The sequence below is a fragment of the Pseudomonas sp. UME65 genome, assembly GCF_014170225.1.
In the GTDB taxonomy this organism is placed as follows: domain Bacteria; phylum Pseudomonadota; class Gammaproteobacteria; order Pseudomonadales; family Pseudomonadaceae; genus Aquipseudomonas; species Aquipseudomonas protegens.
On the sequence record NZ_LZZQ01000019.1, the window covers coordinates 159898 to 176897 of the forward strand.

Consider the following 17000-nt stretch of genomic DNA (forward strand, 5'->3'; position numbering starts at 1 on the left):
GAGAGCAGGGGGGCGGGCGGGTCAGTGCGGCCACTGCTCCAGCAGAATCGAGACAAATTTTTCCGCGGCCGGCGATAGCGACGCGCCGCGCCGGGACACCAGCCCCAGGGTGCGATTGACCACGGGCTCGGTCAGCGGAACGCTGACCAGGGTCGGGTGATCGGCGGCCGGCATGGCCAGGCTCGGCATCGCCGAAACCCCGAGCCCGGCCTCCACCATGCCCAGTGACGTGGACAGGTGCTGCACCTCGTAGAACCACTGGGGGCGCCAGCTCAAGCCGGACAGGGCATGGTCCAGCAACATGCGGTTGCCGCTCAGGCGACCGACGCCGATCAAGCGATAATCGCTGAGTTCCGACCAGGTCACCGAGCTGCGCTCGGCCAGTTCATGGTCGCGCCGGCAGGCCAGGACAAAGGGCTCGTTGACCAGGGGCACGAACTCGATGTCCGGGTGTTGGCCGCTCATCATGTTGATGCCGAAGTCCGCTTCGCCGCGCAGCACCGCTTCAAGGCCCTCGTTGGCGCTGAGGTCGAGCAGGCGGATGCGGATTTTCGGATAGCGCAGGTTATACAGGCGGATCACTGACGGCAGGAAGTAGAAGGCCGCCGTGGGGATACAGGCCAGGGTCACCTGACCGATCTGCCGTTCTGCCAGCTCACGGATGTTGAGGATCGAGTCGTCGAAGTCGTCCAGCAGTCGTCGGGCCTTGGGCAGGAAGTCGCGGCCGACGCTGGTCAGGCTGACCTTGCGCGTGGTGCGGTCGAGGAGCGCGGTGCCCAGGCCCTCTTCGAGCTTTTTCATACGTCGGCTCAGGGCGGGCTGGGACAGGTGCAAAGCGTCGGCGGCTTCGTGGAAACTCCCCAGTTCGGCGATTTTCACGAAAGATCTGATGTCCTGGAGCTCATATTCCATGCTGGTTTCTCAAGGCGGGCGTCGGGTGTGGCGGTGCCGGACACGATATTTAATTCATGCTTGTAACGCAATAATCTCTCTGATCTTTGCATTGGAAACACTTTTTAATCCCTGCCACTCTTGTGTCCAGAACATCAATTACCTCGATTGATCAACAAGAGTCAGTGTTCATGCAACGAATTCCTTGTGTGTTGATGCGCGGCGGCACCTCCAAAGGGCCGTTTTTTCTGGCCTGGGATCTGCCGGTGGCGGTGTCCGAACGTGATGAGCTGTTGCTCAACCTGATGGGCTCCGGCCATGAGCTGGAAATCGACGGCATCGGCGGTGGCAGCCCGCAAACCAGCAAGGTGGCGATCGTCAGTCCGTCGCTGCACCCGGACGCGGATGTCGATTACCTGTTCGTCCAGGTCATGGTGTCGCAGCGGCGGGTCGATACCGCGCCCAACTGCGGCAACATGCTCTGCGCCGTCGGGCCTTTCGCGATCGAGCAGGGGCTGGTCAAGGCCACGGGGGCACAGACCCAGGTGCGGATTCGCAACCTCAACACCGGCACCCTGGTCAATGCCCAGGTCCAGACCCCCGATGGCAAGGTCAGCTACGAAGGCGACACCACCATTGACGGCGTGCCGGGCAGCGCGGCGCCGGTGGCCCTGACCTTTCTCGATGCCGCCGGCAGCAAGACCGGCCAGTTGTTTCCCACCGGCCGGCCTCGGGACCTGATCGAAGGCATTGTCGTGACCTGCATCGACATGGCCATGCCCATGGTGCTGGTACAGGCGGCCTGCCTGGGCAAGCGCGGCGATGAAACCCCTGCCGAACTGGATGCCGATGCGGACTTTCTCCAGCGCCTGGAGAGCCTGCGGCTCAAGGCCGGCCTGGCCATGGGCCTGGGGGATGTCAGTGACAAAGTGATTCCCAAGCCGGTGCTGGTGTCCCGAGCCCGGGCCGGGGGCACCCTGGCGGTGCGCTATTTCATGCCCCACAACTGCCATCGGGCCCTGGCCATCACCGGCTCCATCGGCCTGGCTACCGCCAGTGTCACCGCCGGCAGCGTGGTGGCCGAGATGCTGGGCGGGGTCAGTGAACCGCGTCTGCACCAGGTTCGTATCGAACACCCCAGCGGGGCGATAGATGTCGTATTGTCCTACAGCGGAACCAGCCCCGAGACCATCCGCGCCTCGGTGGTCCGCACCGCTCGCCGATTGTTTTCCGGGTATGTCTACGCGCCGGCTTCACAGCGCCTGGCCGGTTAGTCGTTGCTGTCGACCCGCGTTGCATCAACACAATTCTAAAAATGGGTGATGCCATGAAAGTTGTTAAATCGCTCTATTTCCAGATCCTCTGCGCCGTGTTCCTCGGGGTCCTGGTGGGGCACTTCTGGGCCGCGCAAGCCATTGCCCTGAAGCCTCTGGGAGATGCCTTCATCAAGCTGATCAAGATGATGATCGCCCCCGTGGTGTTCTGCACCATCGTCACCGGTATCGCCGGCATGAGCGACAAGCGCTCCCTGGGGCGCTTGCTGAGCAAGACCATGCTGCTGTTCCTGGGCCTGACCCTGATCAGCCTGTTCATCGGCCTGGCGGCGGTCTATCTGTTCCAGCCCGGCGCGGGAATGAACATCGACCCCACCCGGTTGAACACCCAGGGGCTGTCCCAGTACACCGATTCGGCAGCCAAGCTGGGGGTGGTGGAGTTCTTCATGCACATCATTCCCGAGACCTTTGTCGGCGCCTTCAACAAGGGCGAGGTGTTGCCGGTGCTGTTTATCGCGGTGCTGTGCGGGTTTGCCCTGTCGTCCCTGGGCGAGCGCGGCAAACCGGTGCTGCAGGTGCTGGAGTCGGCCTCGCACATGGTGTTCAAGATTTTTTCCTACCTGATGCGTTTTGCCCCCGTCGGCGCCTTCGGGGCCCTGGCCTTTACCGTGGGCCAGTACGGCATCACCTCCCTGGGCGCCCTGGCCAAACTGATCATGACCCTCTATGTCGCCTGCGGCTTCTTTGTCTGCGTCGTGCTGGGCGGCATTTGCCGGGCCAACGGCTTCAGCCTCTGGAAGCTGCTGCGCTACCTGCGTGAAGAGTTCCTGGTGGTGCTCGGCACCTCGTCCACAGAACCGGTGATGCCGCGCATGCTGGAAAAACTCCAGGCCCTGGGTTGCAAGAAAAGCGTGGTGGGGCTGGTGCTGCCCACCGGCTATTCGTTCAACCTCGACGGCACGGCGATCTACCTGTCGCTAGCGGCGATCTTCATTGCCCAGGCGTGCAACATCGACCTGAGTGCCGGGCAGGTGGTCACCATGCTGGCGATCATGCTGCTGTCGTCCAAGGGCGCCGCCGGGGTGACCGGCAGCGGTTTCGTGGCCCTGGCCTCGACCCTGACGGTGATTCATGACATTCCCCTGGCAGGCCTGGCATTGCTGATCGGTATCGATCGCTTCATGTCCGAGGCCCGGGCCTTGACCAGCCTGGCCAGCAACGCCGTGGCAACCGTGGTGATCGCCCTTTCGGAGCAGGCCTGCGACCGCCAGGTGCTGTTGCGCACGCTCGATGGCCAGCCGCTTGCGGCCCAGGCTGCTGCCGCCGATGACAGCCCAGCCGCCGCTCTGGCGAGCAAGCTCGGCTAGACCCGCCAGGCACCAGCGCTTTACCCCAAGTACCGACTCAACACCTGTGCCGGGCGCCCCAGAGGGGCGCCCGGTGCCCGGGTGGCCGCGCCTGCGTGCCGGTCACGCTCACCATAAAAACAAGAGAATCGACTTATGCTCGCCTTACTCGGCCTCGCCATGGTGGTGGTCTTCACCTTCCTGATCATGACCAAGCGCCTGTCGCCCATTGTGGCGTTGACCCTGGTGCCGATCGTTTTCGCGGTGCTCGGCGGGTTTGCCGGCACCACCGGCAAGATGATGCTCGACGGCCTGAAAATGGTCGCGCCGTCGGCGGCGCTGTTGCTGTTCGCCATTCTGTTCTTCGGCTTGATGATCGATTCGGGGCTGTTCGACCCGCTGATCCGCAAGATTCTCAAGCGGGTCAATGGTGATCCGACCAAGATCGCCATGGGCACCGCGTTGCTGTCGCTGGTGGTGGCCCTGGACGGTGATGGCACCACCACCTACATGATTACCTGCGCGGCCATGCTGCCGCTGTACAAGCGCATCGGCATGAACCCCATGATCCTCGCCACCATTTCCATGCTGTCCTTAAGCATCATGAGCGGCATGACCCCCTGGGGCGGGCCGGCCACGCGCGCCATCGCCGCCCTGGGCCTGGATGCCGGCGAGTACTTCGTGCCGCTGCTGCCGACCATGATCGGCGGCGCCGCCTGGGTGGTGTTTACCGCCTACCTGCTGGGCCGGGCCGAACGCAAGCGCATCGGCAATACCCAACTGCAAAGCGGCGGTGGCGACTGCTACATCAAGGCGATTCTCGAAGACACCCCTCACAAACGGCCCAAGCTGGCCTACGTCAATCTGCTGCTGGTGATGGCGGTGATGACCGCGCTGGTGCTGGGGCTGATGCACTCGGCGGTGCTGTTCCTGATCGGTTTTGTCCTGGCCTTGATGATCAACTACCCGCAGCTGGATATTCAGAAGGAGCGCATTCTCGCCCACTCGGGTAACGCCATGACCGTGGTGCTGCTGGTGTTCGCCGCGGGGATCTTCGCCGGGATTTTCTCCGGCACCAAGATGGTCGACGCCCTGGCGCAGACCCTGGTGGACTGGATTCCGCCGTCCTGGGGTCACCTATTCCCGCTGGTGGTGGCGCTGACCAGCATGCCGCTGACCTTCGTCCTGTCCAACGATGCCTACTACTTCGGCGTGGTGCCGATCCTGGCCAACGCGGCGGCGGCCTATGGCATTTCCCCCCTGGAAATCGCCCGGGCCTCGATCCTCGGCCAGCCGGTGCACCTGATGAGCCCGCTGGTGGCCTCGACCCTGCTGCTGGTGGGCATGGTGGACCGTGACATTGGCGACTTCCAGAAAGCCACGGTGAAGTGGGCCGTGCTGACCTCTCTGGTGATTACCGCCCTGGCCTTGCTGACCGGCGCCCTGACCCTGTTCGTCTGATTCGTTCGAAACCCTCTTTGGTGGCCCGGCGCGCTTGTTTCAGGGGCGCCAGGGACAACTGCGCCTTGAATAACAATAACGAGAACTACCTCATGAGCTATTGGCACACTCGCACCTTGATTCTGTCCAGCCTGAGCCTGCTGCCCCTGGCGGCGGCCCAGGGCGCTGGCTTCATCGATGACAGCAGCCTCAAGCTGCAACTGCGCAACGTCTATTTCAACGAGAACTTCCGCGACGAACACGGGCTCAGCGCCAAGGCCGCGCGCACGGCCAAGAGCGAGCGCACTGAATGGGCCCAGGGTTTCCTGCTCGATTATCAGTCCGGATTCACCCCGGGCACCCTGGGGGTCGGGGTCGATGCCCTGGGGCTGCTGGGTGTCAGGCTCGACTCCGGCAAGGGGCGCAGTGGAACGGGGCTGTTGCCGGTGCACGACGACGGTCGCGCCGCAGGCGAATTTGCCAGTGCCGGCGCCACGGCCAAGGTGCGGCTGGCCAAGACCACGCTCAAGTACGGCACCCTGCTGCCCAAGACCCCGGTGCTGGTCTACAACGATGCCCGTCTGTTGCCGCAGACCTATCAGGGCACCCAGCTCACCAGCACGGATATCGACGGCCTGAGCTTGACCGGCGGCTATCTGCAGCGCTTCAAACTGCGCGATTCCACCGACAGCGTGGGGCTGGCCCCCGACGGCTACAGCGGCGGCCAGTCCGGGGACTTCCGCTACGGCGGGGCCGAATACAAATGGAGCAAGACCCTGCGCCTGAGCTATTTCCATGGCGAGCTTGAGAACTTCTATCGGCAGGACTTCGTCGGCCTGCAACATGACCTGGCGCTGGGGCAGGGGACCTTGACCAGCGACCTGCGCTACTTTCGCAGCGCCGATTCAGGCGCTGCGTTTGACGGCAAGATCGCCAACCGCATGTTCAGCGGCCAACTGACCTACGCGATTGCCGGACATTCCCTTGGCGGCGGCTATCAGCGCCTCAGTGGCGATGCCGGCTTGCCCTATATCAGCGGCGCCACGGTCTACTCCTTCAGTAACGCCGGCATCGGCAAGTTCATCGAAGAGGGCGAGAAGACCTGGATGCTCGGCTACGGCTACAACTTCGCTGGTCTCGGTCTCCCCGGCCTGACCTTCAGTTCCCGCTACCTGAGTGGCAATGGCGGCAAGTCCAGGACCCGGGTCGATGAGTGGGAGCGCGACAGCGAACTGGCCTATGTGCTTCAGCAAGGTTCGTTCAAGGGGCTGGGGGTGAAGCTGCGCAATTATGTGTATCGCTCCGACTACTCCCGTGGGCGGGACAGCAACCGCCTCTACATCACTTACGACATTGCCCTCTGGTAGGGCCCTTACAGCGGCTTGAAGCGCCCATCCCACTGCGGGTCCAGGCGCTGGATGCGCGCAGCCAGCGGTGGGTGGGTGGCCATCAGGCGGCCCAGGCGCAGTTTCACCCCCTGGTGAAAATACAGGTGGCTGTACTGCGCGGCGGCGAAGGCGCGCAGGCGCGAACCGGCGCTGCTGCCGCCGATCTTCTTCAGGGCGCCGGCAATGCCCTGGGGGTTGCGGGTGAACTGCACCGCCGAGGCATCGGCGAGAAACTCGCGCTGACGGCAGATGGCGGCCTTGATCAGGTTGCCCAGCAGGCTGCCCAGGGAACCGAAGACCAGCAGGGCCAGGCCCAGCACGGCGAAGATGATCTGCCAGAAGAAGCGGTGGCGGTCGCTGCCCAGGTGCTGCTTTTCAGCATGGCGCAGCACCGCGATGCCCGCCAGGCTGAACACCAGCAGGCCGTGGATCACGGCCAGCAAGCGGGTGTTGAGGCGCATGTCGCCGTTGTGAATGTGGCTGAACTCATGGGCCACCATGCCCTGCAACTCGTCGCGGTCGAGGTGGACCAGGGCTCCGCGGGTGATGCCGAGCACCGCCTGCTGCGGGGTCAGTCCGGCGGCGAAGGCGTTGATCCCGTCTTCCGGCAGCACATACACCGCAGGCATGGTGGCGCCCGAGGCCAGGGCCATTTCCTCGACGATATTGAGCAGGCGCTGTTCCTCGCTGCCTCGTGGAGAGTCGTTGATCAGGCGCCCGCCCAGATGCTCGGCGATCACCTTGCCGCCGGCCCGCAGGCGCCAGCTCTTGTACCAACTGCCCAGCAGCACCACCAGCAGCATCAGCAGCGCCACCACGGCCACTGCGGTCCAGCTCAAGACCTTGGGCTGCTTGTATTCCTGGCTCAGCTCGCGCCATGCAAGGCCCAGCCCCAGGCTGCTGAGGCTGACCAGGGTGGCTACCGCCAGGGTCATCAACAGCACCAGCTTGAGGGTGTGACGCCGGGCTCGGGCCTGGTGTTGAAAGAACTTCATGCAGGTTTCCGGGGGCAGGTGCAGTTACTGGAAGGAGACTTTGCTGGCGTCTTGAATGCGCGCGCTGTCGGCAAATTGCAGCAGGGCGGCATCGGCCCGGTGGCCGAACAGCCCGGCGAAAAACAGTGCCGGCACCCGCTGCTTGCACAGGTTGTAGTCGGTCACTGCATCGTTGAAGGCCTGGCGCGCGTAGGCGACCTTGTTCTCGGTGCTGGTGAGCTCTTCGCTGAGTTGCGCCATGTTCTGCGAGGCCTTGAGTTCCGGGTAGGCCTCCAGGCTCAGGTGCAGGCGGTCGAGGACCTGGTCCAGGGCACCCTGGTCCTGGCCCAGGCGGGCGATGCGTGCGCTGTCGCCGGGTTGCGCGGCGGCGGCTTGCAGGCTATCCCGGGCACTGTTGCGGGCCTCGGCCAGGGCGGTCAGGGTCTGGCGCTCGTGCTGCAGGTAGCCCTTGACGGTTTCCAGCAGGTTGGGGATCAGGTCGTAGCGGCGCTTGAGTTGCACCTCGATCTGGGCGAAGGCATTGCGCAGACGGGTACGCCGGGTGGTCAGGCGGTTGTAGAGGCTGACCAGGTACAGCGCCAGAGCGGCGAGCAGCACCAGGGCGACGATATCGGCGGTGGCCATGGGATGTCCTTATCGAGTGAGGCGTGGGGGCGGCAATGGTAACGGAATCTTCCTGTTCGGTGACACACCTTCGCCGGCGACCCGTCAATGATTGCCAAGGGGCGGCAATTCTGCGAAAAAGCGCTCGGCTTGCGCGGGGACCGAAGGGCTCCGCCGCCTTTTATTCAATGAACCAGGGACAGGTGATGGACAAGATCATGCTCAGGTTGACGGTGGTGGACGACTATCCGCCGGTGGCCAGCGAAGGGGTCTGGGCCGAACGCCAGCCCGATGGCCTGTACCGTATCGCCAACCTTCCGTTCTACTCCCAGGATGCCTGTTACGAGGACGACGTCGAAGTCCAGGTGGAGGCCGATGGCCTGAAGTGGTTCAGGCGGGTCGGGCGCAGCAGTGGCAACAGCACGTTGCGCCTGGTGTTCTTTGACGCCGGCAGGGCCCGGACCCCCGAGGTGCTGGCGCGGATCAACGCTCTGGGCTGCAGCTGGGAAGGCATGAGCAAGGCGTTCCTTGCTGTCAATGTGCCTGCCTCGGTGTCGCTGGACAGCGTGCTGGAGTACCTGCAGGAGTGCTTTGAGCAGGATTGGCTGGATTATGAAAGCGGGCTGTTGCGCCAGTGACCGCGAATAAGGAGCAAGGAGCGATGAGTTTGAAATTTCATGCCACTGGCTACAGTGCCTGCACTGAAGACGAGGTGCAGATCCTGGGCTTTGCCGACGACGGGCAGCCGCCCGGGCACTACCTGCTGTTGCAGCGCGCCGAATGCTTTGACGAGCAGGACCGGCAGTTGGGCATGGACACTTACCATGTCGAACTGGGCGGCCAGGCAGTGTCCGGCTATGGCGGCATCCGCCAGGTGCTGCTGGCCCCGGGCCGCCTGACCCTGCATTTTGGCGATTCCCAGGCCTGGTGCCGGGGCTTGCCCAGCCTTGAGATCAGTTGGAAGCCGGGGCTCGCCAGCGTCGAGGAGGTCGCGATGGCGCTGGGGGCGATCTTTCTCGATACCGATACCCTGATCGAGGTGGCGCCACAGTGATTGCCAAGCCGGGGCAATTCTGCGAAAAAGCGCGCCGCAGTCCCGTGACGGGGCAATGCTTGAACGGGAGTGAACCATGAGCGACGAATTGCAGGTCATCGATATCCAGCCGGGCGACGGCAAGACTGTGGTCAAGGGCGCCTTGATCACCACCCAGTACCGGGGCTTTCTGGAGGACGGCAGCAGCTTCGACTCCTCCTATGATCGTGGCAAGCCGTTCCAGTGCGTGATCGGCACCGGCCGGGTGATCAAGGGCTGGGACCAGGGCCTGATGGGCATGCAGGTGGGCGGCAAGCGCAAGCTGCTGGTGCCGGCGCACCTGGGTTATGGCGAGCGTTCCATGGGCGCCATCCCGCCCAATTCCAACCTGATCTTCGAGATCGAGTTGCTGGAAGTGCTGACCCGGGACGATTGAAGGCTTGAGGAGCGAGGGGCCTATGCGTGCCAATAAAGCCTGCCCGGTGGTGCTGCGCCATTCCACCGAGCTGGAGATCCTGGCTTTCCGCCATCCGCTGGCCGGCCTGCAACTGGTCAAGGGCACGGTGGAGGCGGGGGAGTCCACGGCTACTGCAGCCGTTCGCGAGCTGGCGGAAGAGGCCGGTCTCCAGGCCGGGGAAAGCGGTTTCCTGGGGCTCTGGCATTCGGGTTTCTGCGGCCAGGTGTGGGCCTTCCATGAATGCCGGGTGCCAGCGCCGTTGCCGGAAAGCTGGAGCCATTTCACCGCGGATGACGGCGGCCATCGGTTCGAGTTTTTCTGGCAGCCCCTGGCCAGCCTGCCGTCGGAGCAATGGCACCCGCTGTTCCAGGGCGCCCTGGGATTCCTGCGCCAACGCCTGCTGGGCGAAGGCGCCGAGGCCTAGGCAGCGGCTTATTGCCCGAGACGGTAGTGGTTGTTGCCGCTGCGCCGGGCCTCGTACATCGCCTGGAAGCCGAACATGCCGTAGATCGCCTCCGACCAGTACAGGCGCTGGGTATCGACCTCCCAGTCCCAGGTGTCGATCCGCGCAAAATACTGGCTGCGCTTGAACCGTTCGGCATCGTCGGGCCGGCTTGCGTTGTCGAGGGCAGGGGAGCAAGATGCGCTCTATATAGGTATAGGGGGTATAGGTATGTCGCACACTCACGCGCAGAAAGATGAGCTGCTCAAGCGGGTCCGGCGCATTCTCGGCCAGGTCCAGGCTGTGGAGCGAGCCCTGGAAAGCGGGGCCGACTGCGGCAAGACCCTGCACCTGGTGGCCGCCACTCGGGGCGCCATCAGCGGCCTGATGGGCGAGATCATCGAAGCCCATGCCCTGGAGCACGTGGCCAACCCCGAGCTCAGCGATGCCGAGCGGGCCCGGGGCGTGGATGAACTGCTTGAAGCCATCCGCCGTTATTCCAAGTAGGAGCCGCTCATGAACCTGTCTCAGCAGGCTGCACACCTGGCCCACGATCATCAGTTTCTCGGTGCTGATCACGACGACAACGCCCGCCGCACGCTGTGGGTGGTGCTGTTGACGGTGGTGATGATGGCGGGGGAGATCGTCGCCGGTTACCTCACCGGTTCCATGGCCCTGCTGGCTGATGGGCTGCACATGGCCACCCACGCCGGGGCCCTGGGCATCGCGGCGGCGGCCTACGGTTTTGCCCGGCGCAATGCCGGCAACCGGCGTTTCAGTTTCGGCACCGGCAAGGTCGGCGACCTGGCGGGCTTTGCCTCGGCCATCATTCTCGGCCTGGTGGCGCTGGGCATTGCCGGCGAATCCCTGGTGCGGCTGTTCCAGCCCACTCGCGTGGCCTTTGGCGAAGCCACGCTGATCGCCGTGGCGGGGTTGCTGGTGAACATTCTCAGCGCCTGGCTGCTGGGCGGGGGGCACGACCATCATGGCCATTCCCACGGCCACTCTCATGATCACGAGCATCACGAGCATCACGAGCATCACGAGCATCACGAGCATCACCAGTCGCACCGGGCCGGGGGCGACAACAACCTGCGTTCGGCCTATGTGCATGTTTTGGCCGATGCCCTGACGTCGGTGCTGGCCATTGCCGCGCTGCTGGCCGGGCGCTACCTGGGTTGGGTCTGGCTCGACCCGGCGATGGGCATTGTCGGCGCGCTGGTGATTGCCCGCTGGTCCTATGCCTTGATCAAGTCCAGCGCCGCGGTGTTGCTCGATGCCAGCGATGAGCAGGTGGCCGGGCAGATCCGCGCATCGGTGGAAGGGCCGGGGGATGCCAGTATCGTCGACCTGCACGTGTGGCAGGTGGGCCCCGGGGCCCGGGCGGCGATTGTCAGTGTGGTGGCCCGGGCCTCGCTCAGTGCCGAGACCGTGCGTGCGCGCCTGGCCGCGCTGCCGGGGCTGTCGCACCTGACCCTGGAATTGCGCAGCGTCTGAAGCCGGGCGCCTCAGGTGGCGCCCGGGCGGTACAGTTCCAGCAGCGAATAGGCCAGCCCCACCACGGCCACTGCCAGCAGCACCAGGCTCGACACCCCCGTCACCAGGCGCTTGTACTTCAGCGAGAAGCCCTGGCGTGCCACCAGGATATAGGCCCCCAGCACCGCCAGGTCGATCAGTACCCAGACCAGGGTCAGCAGCAGTGCGCTGTGTTCGAAGGTACGGCCGACCTGGATGAACTGGGGGAAGAACGAGACAAAGAAGATGATGTCCTTGGGGTTGCCGATGCCCACCACAAAGCCGGTGGCCAGGCCCCTGCCGCGCCCGGCCAGGGGCTTGGCCGGTGCTTGCGCAGCGGGTTGGGCGGCCGCCTCGCGCAACCCCTGCACGGCCAGCCAGGCAATGAAGCAGCAGCCCAGCACGCTGATCCAGTGGATCAGCCGTGGGTCCAGGGCCAGCCCGCCGGAGAGCATCAGCACCGCCAGCAGGGCCAGCAGCAACGACGCCGCGTTGGTGCCCAGGGCGGTCAGCAGCGCCTGGCGCGGGCCGGCGTTCATGCTGGTGCTGACGATCAGCGCCACCACCGGCCCCGGGGTCGCCACCAGCATCAGCACGCTCAGGGTATAGGCCAGCAATAACGACATGTTCACATCCACCCGGCAACTCCTCGGTCATTGGCAAAGGCCCTAGCCTGAAGGCTTGAGCCTGCGTTGAAAAACGCAAAAAGCTGTGACCTACTATGATTTTTAATCATGCTGAGTGCTTGCCGATGGTCGAGTCCCTGCCGCCGCTCTATGCCTTGCGCGCCTTTGAAGTGGCGGCCCGTTCCAGCTCCTTCACCCGGGCCGCAGAGGAGCTGTCCCTGACCCAAAGCGCAATCAGCCGGCATATCCGCACCCTGGAAAGCCAGTTCGGCTGCCGCCTGTTCGAGCGCCACGGCCCCAGGTTGGTACTCACTGACGTCGGGCAGCGCCTGGCCCGGGAGCTCAAGGCCGGGTTCCGGATCATCGAGGACGCCTGTCTGCCGCTGCGCAGCGGCAGTGGCCAATTACGCCTCAAGGCCCCTTCGACACTGACCATGCGTTGGCTGCTGCGGGCCCTGGACCAGCTCAAGCACCAGCAGCCGTCGCTGGCGGTGCAACTGGCCAGCGTGTGGATGGATTTCGATCATGTGGATTTTCATGCCGAGCCCTATGACTGCGCGATTCTGCTGGGCAACGGGCAGTTCGGCGCCGGGGTCGAGGCCTGCAAGCTGTTCGATGAGTGGCTGATTCCCATCGGCCCTCCGGAGGCTGTGGATGCGCCGCCCTGGACCCTGGAACGGCTCAGGGAGGCGCCACTGATCCACCCTTCGGCGGACCGCCGCGACTGGCGGCGCTGGCTGCAGGCCCAGGGCCTGCTGGGGCAGGTACGGCTGGACCGGGGCAACGTCTTCGACACCCTGGACCAGGCGATCTGCGCGGCCATGCGTGGCCACGGGCTGTCCATCGCCGACCTGTACCTGGTGGCCGAGGACATCCGCCAGGGCCTGGTCAGCCTGCCGTTTCCCCGTGCGCTGGCCTCGGGGGACGGCTATTACCTGGTGTGGCTGCGGGACAGCCCGCGCCGGGAACAGATCGACGGCCTGCGCGCCTTTCTGCTGGAGCAAGTGGTATCCATCGATGACCTTGAACTGGGTGACCTGACGCCTGGCGCGGGCTGATGGCGGGGCCGCTTCAACGGCGCAGCATGACCCAGTCGCGGTGCAGGTCGGCGCCGCAGGGGAACAGGGTTTCGCCGCCCCTCACAAAGCCGTTGCGCTGGTAGAAACGGATCGCCCGGGCATTGTGTTCGTTGACGGTCAGGCGCTGGGTGTCGTCTTGCGGTGCGTTGCGCAAACATAGCGGCATGGCTCTGCTCCCTGAAGAAAACCGCCAGCATAGCCGGCCTGTGCGCGCTTCACTGGCCTGCCAGCCGGCGGCTACAGGATGATGTAGTCGTTGTGCTGCACGATGCCCTGGTGAGGGCCCTTCACCAGGTGCACGTAGCGGCCGTCCGCCAGGTCGATGGGCAGGCAGTCGTCGACGTCCAGCAGGGCATCGGTGTGGGATTTGTGCCAGTGGGCAAGCATCTGCTGCTTGCCTTTGGCCTTGGCCTGCGCCTTGTCCCGGGCCACCACCAGCAGGTAACGGTGGGCTTCGCCGAAGGTCGCTGCTTCATAGCCGCCCAGGTTGATGAAGTACAGGCGCGGCGCATCCGCCGCCGGGGCCAGGGCGCTGAGTTCGAGCCTGTAGTCTTCGATACCGTCCACCCGCATCCATGAGTCGATGTGCAACCCCGCCGGGCTTCCGAACCAGTCTTCGCGCAGTTGCGGGTAGGCCGCTTCGAGGCTGTCGGCGACCACGAATTGCACATCATGGACTTCGATTTTCGCTCTGGGGTGCTTGCCCCCCAGCATCACCACAAACAGCATGCAGGCTCCTTGTTCCGGGCTAGGTGGTGGCGCGTGCCGCCACCGCGGGCGCACGTTTTACCTCAAGCCGGGCGCCGGGCCAAGGCCGACGGTTTCAGCGGCCATGCAACCGGCGGCTGTCCGCAGGGGCCTGGCAACGCTCTTGCAGTCCATAGTCGCGCAGCACCGTCGCCACCCGCAGCCGGTAGTCGGCAAATACCTCACCGCGGCCCCGGGCCTGCGCCTGGCGGTGGCATTCCAGGTTGCGCCACTGGGCCACGGCCTGCTCGTCACGCCAGAACGACAGGGACAGCAGTTTTTCCGGCTGGGCCAGGTTCTGGAAGCGTTCGATGGAGATGAAACCGTCGATCTCCTCCAGCTGGTTTTTCAGCCCGGCCGCCAGCTCCAGGTAGGCGTCGCGTTGGCCCGAAGCTGGCAGCACTTCGAAGATCACCGCGATCATTGTTCGGCCTCCCCGCGGTCGCTGAACAGCGGAATACGGCCGTTGACCGAGGCCTGGTACTGCCAGTCCAGGGCCAGTGCATCCAGGCCGGGGCCCTGCAGCAGGGCGTGCAACAGGCATTGGACTATGCCCAAGGCCAGCTCCCGGCCCGGGCAGCGGTGGGTTCCGGCGCCGAAGCTGAAGCCCTGATGCGCCGGGTTGCTGCCGGTAATGGCGGCTAGCGCCGGGTCCTGGTTGGCCGCGGCCAGCAGCACCAGAATGGTTTCGCCGGCTTGCAGTTCCACGCCGTGCACGGTGCAGGGCGCGGTGACGAAGCGCCGGGTGTTCTGCACCGGCGGGTCCAGGCGCTGGCGCTCCAGCAGCCAGTCGCCCAGCAGGCCCGGTTCCTGGCGCAGGCGCTGCCGCATGGCCGGTGCAGCCAGCAGGGCGACCAGGCTGTTGCCGACCAGGCCGGCGCAGGCGTCATGGGTCTGCGCCAGCAAGCCCGCCAGATTGGCCCGCAGGTCCGCTGGAGCAAGCTCACCACTGCGGTCGAGAATCTGCCGCAGCAGCGGGCTGTGTTGCGGGGCCTGCACCAGGGCCTGCATTTGCGCGTCCAGCTCCAGTGCTGCCCGGTCGGCGGCCTGCAATCGGGGTTGATCGCTCAGGGGCGAGAAGCAGGCGACGAATTCCCCGGTGCGCCGGGCGAGTGTTTCGCACTGTCCGGCGGGGACGCCAAGCAGGCTGGCCAGCAGCGCCACCGGCAGTACGAACTGCCAGCGTTGCAGGTCGCCAGCGCAGGCCGGAGCCACAAGGGCCGGTTGCCACCGGGCCAGATGGGTCTCCAGCCCGGCGGTACAGAGGCCCTGCAAGGCCGGTTCGATGGCCGCACGCGGGCAACGCTGGCGCGGGCCATCGTTCATCCGCATCAGGCGGCCGAACAACTGCCCGGCCGGCCTTCCGGCAATGGCCTGGGGTACCGGCTCGGTACTGGGACGCACCTGGCAGGCCGGGTGGTCGAGCACCGCTGCCACCGCCGCGGCGCTGCTGGCGACCCATAGCCTGAGGGCGCAATCGTAGGTCAGGCCGCCCCGGGCGCGGAGGCGGGTGTAGTAGAAGTACGGGTCTGAGTGAGTAGCAGCGCTGATCGCGTCCATGATTTATCTCTTTGTTCGGCAGATATCCAGGCTGCTACTATCCTGACCCTTTCGAAGACACGATTCGTCAGGGAGCGAAATATGAATGTAGTGCAGAACGACGTCGGGGTATCCCAAGTGGCGGCGGCCATCGCCGAGCCGGCGCGCACCCGCATGCTCTGTGCGCTGATGGACGGTCACGCACGCACCAGCACCGAGCTGGCGGCGATTGCCGAGGTCAGCACCTCCACCGCCAGCGCCCATCTGGCCAAGCTCAAGGAGGCGGGGCTATTGCGGGTGCAGGTCCAGGGCCGGCACCGTTACTACTGCCTCGGCGACCCGCTGGTGGCCCAGGCCCTTGAGGCGCTGATGGTGATTGGCCAGGGCCGCGCGCCCCGCTTCACCCCGCGCACCCCGGACCGCCTGCAGTTCGCCCGCACCTGCTACGACCACCTGGCGGGCACCCTGGGGGTGAAGCTGCACGACCGGATGTTCGAGGCCGGCTGGCTGCTGGCGGCCGGGGAGGGCGAGGCCTACCGGGTCAGCGACAGCGGCGAAGAATTTTTCCGCAGCCTGGGGATCGAGGTGGCCGGGCTCAAGGCCTTGCGTCGACGCTTCGCCTGCCCGTGCCTGGACTGGAGCATGCGCCGTCCGCACCTGGGGGGCGCCCTGGGGGCGGCGCTGTTGCAGGCCTTGCTGGAGCGCAAATGGCTGATCCAGGACCTGGACAGCCGTGCCCTGAGCCTGACCGGCACCGGCGGTCGCTACATCAGCAAGCGCTTTGGCATGGCCCTGATCCAGCCGGCCCGGCCGCTGTCGTCCTCGGCCGTCATTGAATTGCAACGCCTCGGCGGCTGACGTCTGCAAGCTTCTGTTCCAGGGCCTGGGCCACTTGTTGGCGAACGGGGCATGTCGGGCAGTGGTTGGGCGTCCCTGACTCTGGCCCAGATGAAGCTGGTGCTGGATAGGTGGTGGCACCGCTAGAGCGTCAGAGGCTGATCGAAGTGCGGGGGCCGGCTCAGGGCTAATGGCAGGCCCGTCCTCAAGCCCGGGGCTGGACGCGTGTGGCAATAGTGGTAAAGCTGTGCGTCCTTCAACGTTGGCAGGGCCTTGCATGCTCATCGTTTTCAGCGGCTTGCCGGGCACCGGCAAGACCACCATCGCCCGTACCCTGGCGCCACACCTGGCGGCCACCTACCTGCGCATCGACAGCATCGAACAGGGCCTGCGTGACGCTGGCCTGGCGCAGGTGGGCAAGGCCGGCTACCAGATTGCCCTGCAACTGGCCGAGGCCAACCTGGCCCTGGGCAACCGGGTACTGGCCGACTGCGTCAATCCGGTGCAGGAAAGCCGCCAGGCCTGGCAGGACCTGGCCAGCAGGCAGGGGGTGAGGCTGCTGGAGATCGAGGTGGTGTGCTCCGATCTTGCGGAGCATCGGCGCCGGGTCGAGACCCGCCAGTTGGACGTGCCGGGCCTGCGCCCGCCCAGTTGGCAATCGGTGCTCGAGCATGACTATCAGCCCTGGGCGAGCTCGCCTCTACGCCTGGATACCGCGCAGCTCTCACCGCAGCAGGCGCTGGCCCTGATTCTGGCGTGCCTGCAGGGCGCCTGAGGTTGGCCGGGAG

The 17000-nt window shown here is 65.4% G+C and carries 21 protein-coding genes and 1 pseudogene; 13 read left to right on the forward strand and 9 right to left on the reverse strand.

The features are described 5' to 3' along the window. Positions 1 to 21: 21 nt before the first annotated feature. Positions 22 to 912, reverse strand: coding sequence for a LysR family transcriptional regulator (locus A9971_RS32275; RefSeq protein WP_011060793.1), 891 nt, complete (start codon positions 910 to 912; stop codon positions 22 to 24). Positions 913 to 1082: 170 nt separating this feature from the next. Here A9971_RS32275 and A9971_RS32280 point away from each other — a divergent pair, with 170 nt between their 5' ends. The 4 genes from A9971_RS32280 (at position 1083) to A9971_RS32295 (ending at position 6318) form a co-directional block, all read left to right on the forward strand. Continuing rightward, positions 1083 to 2165, forward strand: a complete 1083-nt coding sequence (locus A9971_RS32280) for a 4-oxalomesaconate tautomerase (RefSeq protein WP_183000477.1) — start codon at positions 1083 to 1085, stop codon at positions 2163 to 2165. Between the two features lie 41 nt (positions 2166 to 2206). Continuing rightward, a complete protein-coding gene (gene dctA / locus A9971_RS32285; RefSeq protein ID WP_183000478.1) occupies positions 2207 to 3532 on the forward strand; it encodes a C4-dicarboxylate transporter DctA in 1326 nt (441 codons plus the stop codon). Between the two features lie 135 nt (positions 3533 to 3667). After that, entirely contained in the window at positions 3668 to 4972 is a 1305-nt protein-coding gene (locus tag A9971_RS32290; RefSeq protein ID WP_041117598.1) for a CitMHS family transporter, read from the forward strand. Between the two features lie 92 nt (positions 4973 to 5064). After that, positions 5065 to 6318, forward strand: a complete 1254-nt coding sequence (locus A9971_RS32295) for an OprD family porin (RefSeq protein ID WP_183000514.1) — start codon at positions 5065 to 5067, stop codon at positions 6316 to 6318. Positions 6319 to 6323: 5 nt separating this feature from the next. On the opposite strand, the gene A9971_RS32300 is transcribed toward A9971_RS32295, so the two are convergent. Both A9971_RS32300 and A9971_RS32305 read right to left on the reverse strand, forming a co-directional pair. Next, complete coding sequence (locus A9971_RS32300; protein ID WP_183000479.1) at positions 6324 to 7334, reverse strand: M48 family metallopeptidase; 1011 nt, start codon at positions 7332 to 7334, stop codon at positions 6324 to 6326. A 24-nt stretch (positions 7335 to 7358) separates the two neighbouring features. Next, positions 7359 to 7958 (reverse strand): LemA family protein, encoded by a 600-nt coding sequence (locus A9971_RS32305; RefSeq protein ID WP_072452305.1) that lies wholly within the window; start codon positions 7956 to 7958, stop codon positions 7359 to 7361. Positions 7959 to 8143: 185 nt separating this feature from the next. Here A9971_RS32305 and A9971_RS32310 point away from each other — a divergent pair, with 185 nt between their 5' ends. From A9971_RS32310 to A9971_RS32325, 4 genes are all read left to right on the forward strand, one after another. Next, entirely contained in the window at positions 8144 to 8575 is a 432-nt protein-coding gene (locus A9971_RS32310; protein WP_019094391.1) for a DUF4265 domain-containing protein, read from the forward strand. A gap of 23 nt (positions 8576 to 8598) precedes the next feature. Continuing rightward, positions 8599 to 8991 (forward strand): Imm10 family immunity protein, encoded by a 393-nt coding sequence (locus tag A9971_RS32315; RefSeq protein WP_019094390.1) that lies wholly within the window; start codon positions 8599 to 8601, stop codon positions 8989 to 8991. Positions 8992 to 9067: 76 nt separating this feature from the next. Continuing rightward, complete coding sequence (locus A9971_RS32320) at positions 9068 to 9406, forward strand: FKBP-type peptidyl-prolyl cis-trans isomerase (protein ID WP_015635244.1); 339 nt, start codon at positions 9068 to 9070, stop codon at positions 9404 to 9406. Between the two features lie 22 nt (positions 9407 to 9428). After that, entirely contained in the window at positions 9429 to 9851 is a 423-nt protein-coding gene (locus A9971_RS32325; RefSeq protein WP_015635245.1) for an NUDIX domain-containing protein, read from the forward strand. Between the two features lie 62 nt (positions 9852 to 9913). Here A9971_RS32325 and A9971_RS33015 read toward each other — a convergent pair. Next, positions 9914 to 10033, reverse strand: a pseudogene (locus A9971_RS33015) (diguanylate cyclase); the annotation flags it as partial. Positions 10034 to 10100: 67 nt separating this feature from the next. Here A9971_RS33015 and A9971_RS32330 point away from each other — a divergent pair. Further along, positions 10101 to 10376 carry a metal/formaldehyde-sensitive transcriptional repressor gene (locus tag A9971_RS32330; protein WP_011060804.1) on the forward strand — a complete coding sequence of 92 codons (276 nt, stop codon included), beginning with the start codon at positions 10101 to 10103 and terminating at the stop codon, positions 10374 to 10376. A 9-nt stretch (positions 10377 to 10385) separates the two neighbouring features. Beyond that, positions 10386 to 11366: a CDF family Co(II)/Ni(II) efflux transporter DmeF gene (gene dmeF, locus A9971_RS32335; RefSeq protein WP_072442261.1), complete on the forward strand. Its 981-nt coding sequence runs from the start codon at positions 10386 to 10388 to the stop codon at positions 11364 to 11366. 11 nt (positions 11367 to 11377) lie between these two features. Here the strand turns inward: dmeF and A9971_RS32340 are convergent, their stop codons facing one another. Continuing rightward, positions 11378 to 12016: a LysE family translocator gene (locus A9971_RS32340; RefSeq protein WP_041752745.1), complete on the reverse strand. Its 639-nt coding sequence runs from the start codon at positions 12014 to 12016 to the stop codon at positions 11378 to 11380. A 119-nt stretch (positions 12017 to 12135) separates the two neighbouring features. Here A9971_RS32340 and A9971_RS32345 point away from each other — a divergent pair, with 119 nt between their 5' ends. Beyond that, positions 12136 to 13068: a LysR substrate-binding domain-containing protein gene (locus A9971_RS32345; protein WP_183000480.1), complete on the forward strand. Its 933-nt coding sequence runs from the start codon at positions 12136 to 12138 to the stop codon at positions 13066 to 13068. A gap of 13 nt (positions 13069 to 13081) precedes the next feature. On the opposite strand, the gene A9971_RS32350 is transcribed toward A9971_RS32345, so the two are convergent. From A9971_RS32350 to A9971_RS32365, 4 genes are all read right to left on the reverse strand, one after another. Further along, entirely contained in the window at positions 13082 to 13255 is a 174-nt protein-coding gene (locus tag A9971_RS32350) for an N-acetyltransferase (RefSeq protein WP_015635250.1), read from the reverse strand. Between the two features lie 71 nt (positions 13256 to 13326). Then, entirely contained in the window at positions 13327 to 13818 is a 492-nt protein-coding gene (locus tag A9971_RS32355) for a DUF1543 domain-containing protein (RefSeq protein ID WP_041117614.1), read from the reverse strand. Between the two features lie 94 nt (positions 13819 to 13912). Beyond that, the gene (locus tag A9971_RS32360) at positions 13913 to 14260 is read right to left on the reverse strand and encodes an antibiotic biosynthesis monooxygenase (protein ID WP_183000481.1); all 348 of its coding nucleotides are present in this window, start codon (positions 14258 to 14260) and stop codon (positions 13913 to 13915) included. Then, a complete protein-coding gene (locus A9971_RS32365; RefSeq protein WP_183000482.1) occupies positions 14257 to 15396 on the reverse strand; it encodes a cytochrome P450 in 1140 nt (379 codons plus the stop codon). The genes A9971_RS32360 and A9971_RS32365 overlap by 4 nt, the downstream gene beginning before the upstream one ends. Before the next feature lie 81 nt (positions 15397 to 15477). Between A9971_RS32365 and A9971_RS32370 the strand changes: the two genes are divergently transcribed. Together A9971_RS32370 and A9971_RS32375 are read left to right on the forward strand one after the other, a co-directional pair. Beyond that, entirely contained in the window at positions 15478 to 16233 is a 756-nt protein-coding gene (locus tag A9971_RS32370) for a helix-turn-helix transcriptional regulator (RefSeq protein WP_183000483.1), read from the forward strand. A 256-nt stretch (positions 16234 to 16489) separates the two neighbouring features. Further along, positions 16490 to 16987, forward strand: a complete 498-nt coding sequence (locus tag A9971_RS32375) for an AAA family ATPase (protein ID WP_015635256.1) — start codon at positions 16490 to 16492, stop codon at positions 16985 to 16987. Positions 16988 to 17000 lie beyond the last annotated feature (13 nt).

What these genes read in the sequence shown, in the direction of transcription:
- A9971_RS32280 (WP_183000477.1), top strand. Translation starts at nt 1,083, where the DNA reads ATGCAACGAATTCCTTGTGTGTTGATGCGCGGCGGCACCTCCAAAGGG.
- A9971_RS32275 (WP_011060793.1), bottom strand. Translation starts at nt 912, where the DNA reads ATGGAATATGAGCTCCAGGACATCAGATCTTTCGTGAAAATCGCCGAA.
- dmeF (WP_072442261.1), top strand. Translation starts at nt 10,386, where the DNA reads ATGAACCTGTCTCAGCAGGCTGCACACCTGGCCCACGATCATCAGTTT.
- A9971_RS32370 (WP_183000483.1), top strand. Translation starts at nt 15,478, where the DNA reads ATGAATGTAGTGCAGAACGACGTCGGGGTATCCCAAGTGGCGGCGGCC.
- A9971_RS32345 (WP_183000480.1), top strand. Translation starts at nt 12,136, where the DNA reads ATGGTCGAGTCCCTGCCGCCGCTCTATGCCTTGCGCGCCTTTGAAGTG.
- A9971_RS32305 (WP_072452305.1), bottom strand. Translation starts at nt 7,958, where the DNA reads ATGGCCACCGCCGATATCGTCGCCCTGGTGCTGCTCGCCGCTCTGGCG.
- A9971_RS32360 (WP_183000481.1), bottom strand. Translation starts at nt 14,260, where the DNA reads ATGATCGCGGTGATCTTCGAAGTGCTGCCAGCTTCGGGCCAACGCGAC.
- A9971_RS32355 (WP_041117614.1), bottom strand. Translation starts at nt 13,818, where the DNA reads ATGCTGTTTGTGGTGATGCTGGGGGGCAAGCACCCCAGAGCGAAAATC.
- A9971_RS32320 (WP_015635244.1), top strand. Translation starts at nt 9,068, where the DNA reads ATGAGCGACGAATTGCAGGTCATCGATATCCAGCCGGGCGACGGCAAG.
- A9971_RS32375 (WP_015635256.1), top strand. Translation starts at nt 16,490, where the DNA reads ATGCTCATCGTTTTCAGCGGCTTGCCGGGCACCGGCAAGACCACCATC.
- A9971_RS32365 (WP_183000482.1), bottom strand. Translation starts at nt 15,396, where the DNA reads ATGGACGCGATCAGCGCTGCTACTCACTCAGACCCGTACTTCTACTAC.
- A9971_RS32315 (WP_019094390.1), top strand. Translation starts at nt 8,599, where the DNA reads ATGAGTTTGAAATTTCATGCCACTGGCTACAGTGCCTGCACTGAAGAC.
- A9971_RS32330 (WP_011060804.1), top strand. Translation starts at nt 10,101, where the DNA reads ATGTCGCACACTCACGCGCAGAAAGATGAGCTGCTCAAGCGGGTCCGG.
- A9971_RS32295 (WP_183000514.1), top strand. Translation starts at nt 5,065, where the DNA reads ATGAGCTATTGGCACACTCGCACCTTGATTCTGTCCAGCCTGAGCCTG.
- A9971_RS32325 (WP_015635245.1), top strand. Translation starts at nt 9,429, where the DNA reads ATGCGTGCCAATAAAGCCTGCCCGGTGGTGCTGCGCCATTCCACCGAG.
- A9971_RS32300 (WP_183000479.1), bottom strand. Translation starts at nt 7,334, where the DNA reads ATGAAGTTCTTTCAACACCAGGCCCGAGCCCGGCGTCACACCCTCAAG.
- dctA (WP_183000478.1), top strand. Translation starts at nt 2,207, where the DNA reads ATGGGTGATGCCATGAAAGTTGTTAAATCGCTCTATTTCCAGATCCTC.
- A9971_RS32290 (WP_041117598.1), top strand. Translation starts at nt 3,668, where the DNA reads ATGCTCGCCTTACTCGGCCTCGCCATGGTGGTGGTCTTCACCTTCCTG.
- A9971_RS32350 (WP_015635250.1), bottom strand. Translation starts at nt 13,255, where the DNA reads ATGCCGCTATGTTTGCGCAACGCACCGCAAGACGACACCCAGCGCCTG.
- A9971_RS32310 (WP_019094391.1), top strand. Translation starts at nt 8,144, where the DNA reads ATGGACAAGATCATGCTCAGGTTGACGGTGGTGGACGACTATCCGCCG.